The organism is uncultured Wocania sp., from assembly GCF_964021735.1.
In the GTDB taxonomy this organism is placed as follows: Bacteria; Bacteroidota; Bacteroidia; order Flavobacteriales; family Flavobacteriaceae; genus Wocania_A.
The window spans coordinates 1-10753 of sequence record NZ_CAXIBN010000109.1; the positions used below are offsets into that span (position 1 = coordinate 1).

At 32.4% G+C, this 10753-nt stretch carries 10 protein-coding genes; 6 read left to right on the plus strand and 4 right to left on the minus strand.

All coding sequences use genetic code 11. The features are described 5' to 3' along the window. Positions 1-24: 24 nt before the first annotated feature. Positions 25-1419: a DUF819 family protein gene (locus AADI82_RS10295; RefSeq protein WP_341216357.1), complete on the minus strand. Its 1395-nt coding sequence runs from the start codon at positions 1417-1419 to the stop codon at positions 25-27. Between the two features lie 73 nt (positions 1420-1492). After that, entirely contained in the window at positions 1493-2113 is a 621-nt protein-coding gene (locus AADI82_RS10300) for an L-threonylcarbamoyladenylate synthase (protein ID WP_341216358.1), read from the minus strand. Positions 2114-2160: 47 nt separating this feature from the next. Between AADI82_RS10300 and AADI82_RS10305 the strand changes: the two genes are divergently transcribed. The 3 genes from AADI82_RS10305 to AADI82_RS10315 all read left to right on the plus strand — a co-directional run bounded on the left by AADI82_RS10305 (position 2161) and on the right by AADI82_RS10315 (position 4998). Continuing rightward, positions 2161-3024, plus strand: a complete 864-nt coding sequence (locus AADI82_RS10305; RefSeq protein ID WP_341216359.1) for an alpha/beta hydrolase — start codon at positions 2161-2163, stop codon at positions 3022-3024. A 91-nt stretch (positions 3025-3115) separates the two neighbouring features. Beyond that, positions 3116-4033 carry a hypothetical protein gene (locus AADI82_RS10310; protein WP_341216360.1) on the plus strand — a complete coding sequence of 306 codons (918 nt, stop codon included), beginning with the start codon at positions 3116-3118 and terminating at the stop codon, positions 4031-4033. Beyond that, positions 4030-4998, plus strand: coding sequence for a glycogen-binding domain-containing protein (locus AADI82_RS10315; RefSeq protein WP_341216361.1), 969 nt, complete (start codon positions 4030-4032; stop codon positions 4996-4998). Before AADI82_RS10310 ends, AADI82_RS10315 begins: the two co-directional genes overlap by 4 nt. Here AADI82_RS10315 and AADI82_RS10320 read toward each other — a convergent pair whose 3' ends face one another. After that, complete coding sequence (locus AADI82_RS10320; RefSeq protein WP_341216362.1) at positions 4999-7356, minus strand: UvrD-helicase domain-containing protein; 2358 nt, start codon at positions 7354-7356, stop codon at positions 4999-5001. Positions 7357-7499: 143 nt separating this feature from the next. Here AADI82_RS10320 and AADI82_RS10325 point away from each other — a divergent pair, with 143 nt between their 5' ends. Further along, a complete protein-coding gene (locus AADI82_RS10325; RefSeq protein WP_341216363.1) occupies positions 7500-8771 on the plus strand; it encodes an amidohydrolase in 1272 nt (423 codons plus the stop codon). A gap of 26 nt (positions 8772-8797) precedes the next feature. After that, positions 8798-9319, plus strand: a complete 522-nt coding sequence (locus tag AADI82_RS10330) for a hypothetical protein (protein WP_034045253.1) — start codon at positions 8798-8800, stop codon at positions 9317-9319. On the opposite strand, the gene AADI82_RS10335 is transcribed toward AADI82_RS10330, so the two are convergent. Beyond that, the gene (locus AADI82_RS10335) at positions 9305-10234 is read right to left on the minus strand and encodes a patatin-like phospholipase family protein (RefSeq protein ID WP_341216364.1); all 930 of its coding nucleotides are present in this window, start codon (positions 10232-10234) and stop codon (positions 9305-9307) included. The two genes, AADI82_RS10330 and AADI82_RS10335, sit on opposite strands and share 15 nt — an antisense overlap. Positions 10235-10431: 197 nt before the next feature. On the opposite strand from AADI82_RS10335, the gene AADI82_RS10340 reads away from it, so the two are divergent. After that, positions 10432-10753: hypothetical protein (locus tag AADI82_RS10340; RefSeq protein WP_341216365.1), on the plus strand; the 322-nt coding region annotated here is incomplete at its 3' end.

Genomic DNA, 10753 nt, shown 5'->3' on the forward strand with positions numbered 1-10753 from the left:
AAAAAAATCAACAAATATTAAATTCTAACTCACCCACTTCATCATTAAAGCACAAGCAAAAGCAGCATAAGTACCTAAAGCATAACCTAAAACCGCAAGCAATACACCAACAGGCGCTAAAGATGGATGAAAAGCACCAGCAACCACAGGCGCAGATGCTGCACCACCAATATTAGCTTTAGAACCTACTGCTAAAAAGAAATAAGGCGCTTTTATAATTTTTGCAACGATAAATAGTAAACCTACGTGAATAATCATCCAAACAAACCCAATGGCGAATAAACTTATGTTTTCTACAATAGCATTCAAATTCATTTTCATACCTATCGCTGCCACTAAAATGTAAATAAAAACCGTTCCTATTTTACTAGCTCCGGCACCTTCATAACTTTTCACTTTAGTAAACGATAGAATAACACCTACAGTTGTTGCGGTAATAATGAGCCAAAAAAACGAGCTACCAAGTCCGAAATCAACTAAAAATGGAGCATTTTCTTTTATCCACACACTTAAATTATCACCTACAATATGCCCTATTGAAGTCACTCCAAAACCAATTCCTAAAAGAATCATTAAATCGTTAAACGACGGTACTCTAGCGGTTTCTAAGCTAAACTTTTCCATCTTATTCTTCAATGTCGTAATAGACGAATTATCGGCCTTAAAGTACTTGTCAATTTTATCAGATTTAGCAACACCAAGTAGTAAAAATATCATCCAAACTTCAGCAACTAAAACATCAACCACAGCCATAATACTAAACAGGCTATCGCTAACTTCCCATTGCTCTTTCATAGCTAATTGGTTGGCACCACCACCAATCCAACTTCCTGCCACGGTAGATAAACCTTTCCATAATTCTGTACCTTCAACAGCAACTAAAATATCTGGTGCTACAAACTTAAAAAACAAAATAGCAATTGGGCCACCTATCATAACGCCAACGGTAGCTGTTAAAAACATAATTAATGCTTTAGAGCCTAACTTAAATACGCCTTTTAAATCGATACTCATGGTTAAAAGCACCAATGATGCTGGTAATAAAAATCGAGAAGACACATAATACAATTTACTGCCACCAATAAACTGAGAGTACTCCGATGGATTTATTTTATTAGCCACAGTATATGCTTTTAAAGTCTCTAAATTAGTAACGTCATCTAAATTCCCATAAAGTGATTGCAAGTGTTTTATGGTTGCTGAAACATCTATCCACTTATCTGCAATCAATCCAACGGAACTTAATATTGACGGAATAAAATAACACAATAAAAGTGCAGGAATAATGCTGTAAAATTTTGAAAACTGAGGTAAACTGGATGTATAAAATATAAGTGCCAATGTTATTGCTAAAATGCCAAAAATAATAGTGTCATTGGCAAATAAAGGAATATCGCTACTTATTTCTGCTAAATTCATAAAGTGTTGTTTAGTTAAAGTATTTTAGTGAAAAATCGTTTTTATTAAATATGTTTTTGTTAAAAAAAGGCATTTAAAAAATTTCCAAACTTCCTTTTCCTTCTCTAATAACAGTAGGTTGGTCTTCAGACAAATCTATAACTGTTGAGGCTTCATTATCTCCATAACCACCATCAATTACCAAATCTACTAAGTTACTCCATTTTTCTAAAATCAATTCAGGATCGGTGGTATATTCTAAAACTTCATCTTCATCGTGTATAGACGTAGATATAATGGGGTTTCCTAACTGCTTAACAATATCTAAAGCGATATTATTATTGGGTACACGAATACCAACTGTTTTACGTTTTTTAAATGGGTTTGGTAATGATTTTCCGCCTGGAAGAATAAATGTATATGGCCCAGGAAGCGCACGTTTTAAAATTTTAAATGTAGATGTATCTATTTGTTTAACATAATCACTTAAGTTACTTAAATCGTGACAAACAAATGAGAAATTTGCTTTTTCAAGTTTTACTTGCTTAATTTTCGCTACACGTTCTAAGGCTTTAAGATTAGTGATATCGCAACCTAAACCGTAAACAGAATCTGTTGGATAAATAATTACACCTCCACGCTTAAGAATAGCAACCACCTTTTCAATCGCTTTCGGATTGGGATTTTCTTCATATATTCTTATAAACTCAGCCATAATAACTATCTTGTAATTTCGTTTACAAAGTAAATATTATTTTTAAAATGAAAGCACTTAAATCTACTTTCTTAGTTTTTGTTGTACTTATTACTTTTTTCAATTGCTCAAAAGAAAAAGCAGATGAAGATTTTATTCCCATTTTAGATCCATCAAAATTCTATCAAGAATTAAATATTTCTTACGGACAAGATGTTAATCAAAATTTTGATTTGTATTTACCAGCTAATAGAACTAATAATACTAAAGTGATGGTTTTAGTCCACGGTGGCGGGTGGTCTGCTGGCGATAAATCTGAAATGAATCCTATAAAAGATTTAATACGTCAAGATTTCTCAGACTTAGCTATTGTAAATATTAATTACAGATTAGCCGATGAGAACACGAAACCTTATCCTATGCAAACAGATGATATTACTACAATTATCAACTATTTAAAGGATAATAAAACAAAATACACAATTTCTGATACTATTGGATTTATTGGTACAAGTGCTGGCGCACATTTATCGTTACTTTGGAGTTATGCTTTAGATGCTAATAATAACACCAATATGGTTTGCAGCATAGTTGGACCTACTAATTTTACAGATCCAGCATATTTAAACAATATAAGTCCTGAGCTACAAGACTTATTGAACTTATACGGCGAGGATGCAAGCATCTCTTTTTTAGAAGAAGTTAGCCCATACCATCAAGCTACTACTTTATCGCCTCCAACAATTTTGTTTTATGGTGGACAAGACCCGCTAATTCCAACAACACAAGGCACAGATTTACGAGATAAACTACAAAGCTTAGGCGTTACTCATGAATTTACATTATACCCAAATGCAGGACACGGATGGATTGGTTTAGAGCTATTAGACACTTGGTTAAAGCTTAAAGTTTTCATAAATAATCACTTATAGTATAAATAGTGTAACATTTCGTAATTATATTAGTCTTAGTAATATGCCAAGGCTTCTTTATTTTATATTAATTTTCACCCTTAATATCCATTTGATTTTTGCAACCAATGGTATTAATAAAACTATTCTATTCCCCAAAGCCGAAATTTTAAATGAATATACTACCAGAATTCCTTTTAAACTCGTTGATCATTTAATTGTTGTTGAAGCTGAATTACTAAACAAAAAAGGAAATTTTATTATAGATACAGGATCTGAAACTCTAATATTAAATAGTGTGCATTTTCCTAATGTGTACGCCAACAATAAAAAATATAAAGAAACTTCTGGTGTTTTACAAGCTATAGATTACTCCTACGAAAGACAAGTAAAAGAGTTCGTTTTACAGAGCTTTAGATTAGAAAACAAAAGTTCTGATGTCATTGATTTATCGCATATAGAAAATAGCAAAAAAATAAAACTCCTAGGCATTATTGGTTACAACATATTGAAAGATTACGAAATTTTTATAGATATGCACTTAAATCAAATCACTTTAACAAAAGTAGATGCTGTAGGAAATAAGCTAGATAAGCATGTGTATTTGGAAAAAATAGTAGATAGCATATGTTTTAAGTTAAAAAAGCACACTATTGTTTTAAATAGCACTATAAATAATCAAAAGCTTAAGTTTGGACTCGATACCGCTTCAGAGTTTAACCAAATAAGCAAAAATGTTGGCAAAAAAGTATTGAAATATTTTATTCCTAAAAAACGACTCTCCTTAACTGGAGCAAGCAATAAAAAGATTGAAGTTTTGGCAGGAAAATTGCATCGTGTTAAATTAAACGAAACTATTTATTTTGGTCCTATGCTTACCGTTTTAACAAACTTAAGTAAAATGAATGAAGCTTTTGGTACCGACTTAGATGGTATTTTTGGTTACGAATTTTTTGCCCAAAAAAGAACCATAATTAATTATCAAAAAGAAAAGTTATATTTTGTAGATTTCCCATTAAAAACTCAGTGAAACAACTATTAAAACATATCGCCATTTTATTTATTGCTTTTATAAGCTTAAACACTTATGCACAAAAAAATAATTTTAAAGGCTATCGAATTGAAGGTGATACCATTGTGTTTTCTTTTAATAAAAATGATTATACCAAAGCTACTTACGACTTTGATGGAGATAAGTACGATTTTGATGATTTTGATATTAAAAATGTAGTGGTCTCAGGAGAATTCAACAATTGGTCTAAAAACAAATGGTATATGACTAAAGTTGATGAAGATAAATACGAATTAAGAAAAAGCATCCATGATTTTACAGATGAATTTTCTTGGGAGTTTAAGTTTGTAATCAACAATTCCTTTTGGGCAGAACCATCAAAAAAAGATGGCAATATTACTAAAGCCACAAAAAATGGTAGAAAGATATACGGTGTTTATAATCTAAAAATGTATTTAGCGCATCCTAACGAAAAAGGTAATGCGCATTTTAAATTAAAAGGTTTTAAAGATGCTAAAAAAGTTATAGTTGCTGGCTCATTTAATAAATGGAACGAAAGTTTATTTAAAATGAAAAAAGTTGAAGATGGTTGGGAACTCACTTTAAAAATAAAACCTGGCGTGTACGAATATCGTTTTATAGTAGATGGTAAATGGATGGAAGACCCTAGCAATATTCATAAAGTAAAAAATGAATTTAGCGAATACAATTCACTAATCGACATAAAAGAATACACCGCTTTTAAACTAAGAGGCTACACTAATGCTAAAAAAGTAGTGCTTTCTGGCACATTTAATAATTGGAATGAACATGACTTTGTTATGCGAAAAATGGATTACGGTTGGAAATACGTATTACCACTTTCTGGAGGCAAACACCACTACAAATTTATTGTTGATGGCAAATGGGTTTTAGATCCCAATAACGCTGTAAAAGAATATGATGACAATGGGCATGTTAATTCGGTTTGTATGATTAAATAATTACCCAACAACCTCTAACTTAGCAAAACGTAACAACAATTTTTTAACACCACCATGCTGAAAATTAATTTCGGCTTTAATATCAGCTCCTTTACCTTCAATTTTCATGACTTCCCCAGTACCAAACCGAATATGCTTTACAATATTGCCCACAACCAATTTACTGTCAAATAAATTAGTATTGCTAGTAGTTTTAGCAACAGGTTTTAAATTTTTTGGTGTGGTCACCTGAAATTTAGTTGGTTCTGACTTCGACTTACTACCTTTTTTTAATACCGCTTGTTTTGCTGGTTTAAATCTTATCGTATTAGAATCTACTCTTTTACTTGTTACAGAGGGTGTATCTCCAAAAATATCGGCATCAAGCATGGGGTTAAATCGGCGTTCTTCAATAGGCGTAACAATATCTAAATACTGCTCGTCTATTTCTTCAATAAAACGACTAGGCTCAGAATCAATTAATTTTCCCCAACGGTAACGCGATAAAGCATAAGTTAAATAGGCTTGTTTTTCTGCTCGGGTTAAAGCCACATAAAACAAACGTCGTTCCTCCTCTAGTTCGCTACGTGTATTCATACTCATGGCACTTGGAAACAAATCCTCTTCTAAGCCAACAATAAAAACGTACGGAAATTCCAATCCTTTTGCTAAATGTATGGTCATTAAAGCAACGTGGTCTGCATCTCCTTTATCGGCATCTAAATCTGTTGCTAATGCAACATCCTCTAAAAATTCAGCTAAATTACCAGTGGTATCAGCAATTTCTTTTTGACCCTCAACAAAATCTTTCATTCCGTTTAAAAGTTCCTCAATATTTTCCATTCTGGTAACACCTTCTGGTGTTCCATCTTTATTGAATTCTCTGATTAAACCACTGGTTCGGGTAACATGTTCTGCTAATTCAAAAACATCAGCAGTCTGATTTAATACCTGAAAACTTTCTATAAGTGTAACGAAATCTTGAAGTTTAGTTTTTGTACCCGAATTAACTTTTACATCGGTTTTATCGATGTGTTTCATCACTTCAAAAATAGTTCGGTTATAGCCATTTGCAGACACTATGAGTTTATCAACCGTAGTTTGCCCGATACCACGAGGCGGAAAATTAATAATGCGCTTTAAAGCTTCTTCATCGGCTGGATTAATAATAAGCCGCAAATACGAGAGTACATCTTTTATTTCTTTACGTTGGTAAAATGATAATCCACCATAAATTCGGTATTTAATATCTCGCTTTCTCAACGCATCTTCAATGGCTCTTGACTGTGCATTAGTACGATATAATATAGCAAAATCACTATTTTTTAATTGGTGATTCATTTTGTTTTCCCAAATGGTACTTGCTACGTAACGCCCTTCGTCTCCGTCGGTTAATGAGCGATTTACTTTTATTTGTTCGCCTTCATCATTAGCGGTCCAAACAATTTTATCAAGCTTCGTTTGGTTTTTATCAATGATAGAGTTTGCTGCATTTACAATGTTTTTTGTTGAACGATAATTTTGTTCTAATCGAAACAACTTCACATCATCATAATCTTTCTGAAAATTTAAAATATTATTAATATTTGCCCCACGGAAAGCGTAAATACTCTGCGCATCATCACCAACAACACATATATTTTGAAACTTATCAGCCAAAGCTCTCACAATTAAATATTGCGAATGGTTAGTATCTTGATACTCATCAACTAGAATGTATTTAAATCGGTTTTGATATTTTGCTAAAACTTCTGGAAAACGTGTTAAAAGCTCATTGGTTTTCAATAACAAATCATCAAAATCCATCGCACCTGCTTTAAAACAACGCTCAACATATGCTTTATAAATATCACCCATTCTTGGTCGGCGAGCCATAGTATCGGCTTCCTTTAATTCTGGATTTTGAAAATACGCATGCACCGTAATCAAACTATTTTTATACGATGAAATTCTAGAGCGTACTTGCTTATATTTATAAATGTCTTTGTCGAGGCTCATTTCCTTAATAATAGACGCAATCAACCTATCAGAATCTTGCGTATCATAAATGGTGAAATTACTAGGGTACCCCAATCTATCAGCTTCAATGCGCAAAATTTTTGCAAACACCGAGTGAAACGTTCCCATCCATAAATTTTTTGCTTCACTGGCTCCAACAATAGATGCAATACGTTCTTTCATTTCTCGTGCTGCTTTATTGGTAAATGTGAGCGATAAGATATTAAAAGGGTCAATTCCTTTACTCATCATATAAGCAATACGGTAAGTTAGCACACGAGTTTTACCAGAACCTGCACCAGCAATAACTATCATTGGACCTTCAATTTGTATCGTAGGCTCTAATTGTGCATCATTTAGCTGACTTAAATATTTCTCCAAATCATTTTCATTTTAAGATGTGAAAATAACCAATGTTATACTTTTAATTAAGGCGAATTATTAATAATTATAAACAATTAACAGCTTCGGCAGCTTTTATTAAAATTTGAATATCTTTAGACTTCAAAAATTCAATTATTATTATGAAATATCTTATAGTTTTATTTACATGCTTTGGAGTAATTAATATATATAGTCAAGATAATTTAGAACAACAATTTATTGATATTGAAGATAAAGTGATTGAATGGCGGAGACATTTCCATGAAAACCCAGAACTTTCAAACAGAGAGTTTAAAACTGCTGAAACCATTACTAGACATTTAAAAAGTTTAGGATTAGAAGTTAAAACTGGTGTGGCTCACACTGGAGTTGTTGCCATTTTAAAAGGTAACAGCCCAGGAAAAGTAGTTGCTTTACGTGCCGATATTGATGCACTTCCTGTTACAGAACGCAATAATTTACCTTTTAAGTCTGAGGTAAAAGCTACTTTTTTAAATACCGAAACTGGTGTGATGCATGCTTGTGGACACGATACTCACATTGCTATTTTAATGGGTGTTGCTGAAATTTTATCTAAAAACAAAGATCACATAAAAGGTACTGTAAAGTTTATTTTTCAACCTGCAGAAGAAGGTCCACCACCAGGTGAAGAAGGCGGTGCAAAACTAATGATTAAAGAAGGTGTTTTAGAAAACCCAAAAGTGGATGCTATTTTTGGATTACATATTAGTTCGGATACAGAAGTTGGCAAGATAGAATATAAATCTGGAGGTATTATGGCTGGTGTTGAGCGCTTTGTAGTTAACGTAAAAGGCAAACAAACACATGGTTCTGCACCTTGGAATGGCGTTGATCCAATTTATATTTCTGCAAAAATTATAGATGGATACCAAAGTATTATTAGTCGTGAATCTAACTTATTAGTAGAACCTGCTGTGATTACCGTTGGAAAAATAACAAGCGGTGTGCGATTTAATATTATTCCAGAAAGTGCTGAACTCATCGGAACTGTAAGAACATTAGATTCAGATATGAAAAAACTCATTATTGACCGAATGACAGAAATGACTAAAACTATTGCCAAAGCTTATGGCGGTGAAGCTTCTATAGAGTTTCAAGAAAACACAACGATTACCTATAACGATCCAGATTTGGTTACACAAATGTTACCAACGTTTGAGAAAGTAGCAGGTAAAGAAAACGTAGTTTTAACGAAAGCTGTTACTGGGGGTGAAGATTTTTCTTATTTCCAAGAAGTAATACCTGGATTATATTTCTTTTTAGGAGGAATGACACCTGGAAATAAAAATGCGTTTCCACACCATACACCCGATTTTAAAATTGATGAAAGCGGTATGCTTTTAGGTGTAAAAACATTAACAAATATTACTTTTGATTTTTTAAATAATTAAAATAACACAAAACCAGTCAAACTTTTATGGACTCAGATCGCATTATAGATTTATTTTTATTCGCAATTCCCTCATTAATTGTAGGACTTATTGCTTATTACTTTTTTAAAGAACACACTAAAAATGAAGCTGGTAGAAGACGCTTTTTGTTAAAAAAAGATTTACAAGTTTCATCAATGCCTTTACGTCTTCAAGCTTATGAAAGACTTGCCTTATTTTTAGAAAGAATATCACCCAACAAATTAATGATTAGAGTTGTTCCAATATCTTCAAATAAAGAAGATTATGAAAGATTACTTATACAAAATATTGAACAAGAAATGGAACACAATTTGGCACAACAAATATATGTTAGCGAAAAATGTTGGAGCATTATTTCTGCAGCAAAAAATGCGACCATTCAATTGATAAGAAAAGCGAGCTTACTTGAAAAAACAGATACAGCTAACAAACTAAGAGAAGTTGTTTTAACTGAAATGATGGAACGTCGAGCACCAAGCGATGCTGCATTATCTTTTATAAAAGAAGAGGTTTCAGACTTGTGGTAAATAATCATCCATTCTTAATTCATTTGAATGTGCTTCTTCAGACTTTTGCTTAGCGTTGTAATATCCTTGTTGCCACCATTTCGTCATTAGTTTTTTATTAAAAATAAGCGAGTTTTCGGTAAGTTTTGATGGTGTGTAATAGAGGTTTAACTTTACATTTTTATTTTTTGCAGCCAACTTACCTATAGTAATATCATTACGTTCTACTTGGTCCAATAAGTGTCCAAATAAATTTATCATCAACGAAAATGGGTTTTTTCCTAACACCTTATTATACTCCATACTTTCAGACTCTAATACAATAGCATCAACCTCAGTAGCCCCTCTTAAAATAGCCTCTCTTATAGGCACTACGCAACCCAAGCCCCCATCTGCATACTCAAAATTATTTTTTTTAACTAAGGACATAAAAGGGATGTAATTACACGAAATCCATATCCAATCACAAAATTCATCGTAGTTAAAATCTTTAATGGACTTATACTCTACTCTATTTTTAGAGAGATTAGAAACCGTAACCACAACATCATCTTTAGTTTGTTTAATTAGATTGTACTCCTCAAACGTAAAGTGTTTTTTTATATGACGCCTCAGTGCTTTACTTTCTCCAAAAGTGCGTTTCATTTTAATAAATTGCCAAAGGGTGTTTATAAAATCGATGGATACAAACTCTCTATTCCCTTTTTTACGAATCACAAATGGATTTACACTAAATATATTGCTTTGATTAACATTAGTAAATACCTGATGAATCTTATCAATTTTACCAGCAGCCAAATGTGGCACCAACAAACTACCCGTTGAAGTTCCTAAAAACATATCGTAATTCACACCTTCTTCTTGAATTAAATATTGTGCAACACCACCTGCATAAGCACCTTTGCTACCTCCTCCAGAAATTACTAATGCTCTCATTATTGTTTATTCTTTACTGTAAAGATAAATAAGAACCAAGAGAAATGTAAATAAAAGATTCTATTTAATGGTATGAAAAAATTTACATCCCCGATAATGGGTATTTTATAGAAAAAATAGATTTATGTTGATTAAATATGGTGCTTCGTTAAAAAGAATATTTATTTTAGTAACAGCTATTAAACCAATTCCCTTAAATGAGAAGAAAAATTTTTCTTGGCAGTTTGTCGTTTTTTATAATTACGATTTCCATTTTTGCATTAAATAGAAAGGAAGTTTCAATAAACAAACCTAACTTAACCGTCTCTAGCTCGGTAAATAAACTGCTTCCGCCATCTGCAACTATTTCTGGCACAACACAAGTTTGTAAAGATGAAACACCTCTACCACAAATAACCTTTACTGGTGCTGCTGGTACAACACCATACACGTTTACTTACTCTATAAATGCAGGCGCTAACCAAACTATTACTACGGTAGGAACAAATAATTCGGTAACGCTTCCTGTAAGTACAAATA

What these genes read in the sequence shown, in the direction of transcription:
- AADI82_RS10295 (WP_341216357.1), bottom strand. Translation starts at nt 1,419, where the DNA reads ATGAATTTAGCAGAAATAAGTAGCGATATTCCTTTATTTGCCAATGAC.
- AADI82_RS10300 (WP_341216358.1), bottom strand. Translation starts at nt 2,113, where the DNA reads ATGGCTGAGTTTATAAGAATATATGAAGAAAATCCCAATCCGAAAGCG.
- AADI82_RS10305 (WP_341216359.1), top strand. Translation starts at nt 2,161, where the DNA reads ATGAAAGCACTTAAATCTACTTTCTTAGTTTTTGTTGTACTTATTACT.
- AADI82_RS10325 (WP_341216363.1), top strand. Translation starts at nt 7,500, where the DNA reads ATGAAATATCTTATAGTTTTATTTACATGCTTTGGAGTAATTAATATA.
- AADI82_RS10330 (WP_034045253.1), top strand. Translation starts at nt 8,798, where the DNA reads ATGGACTCAGATCGCATTATAGATTTATTTTTATTCGCAATTCCCTCA.
- AADI82_RS10335 (WP_341216364.1), bottom strand. Translation starts at nt 10,234, where the DNA reads ATGAGAGCATTAGTAATTTCTGGAGGAGGTAGCAAAGGTGCTTATGCA.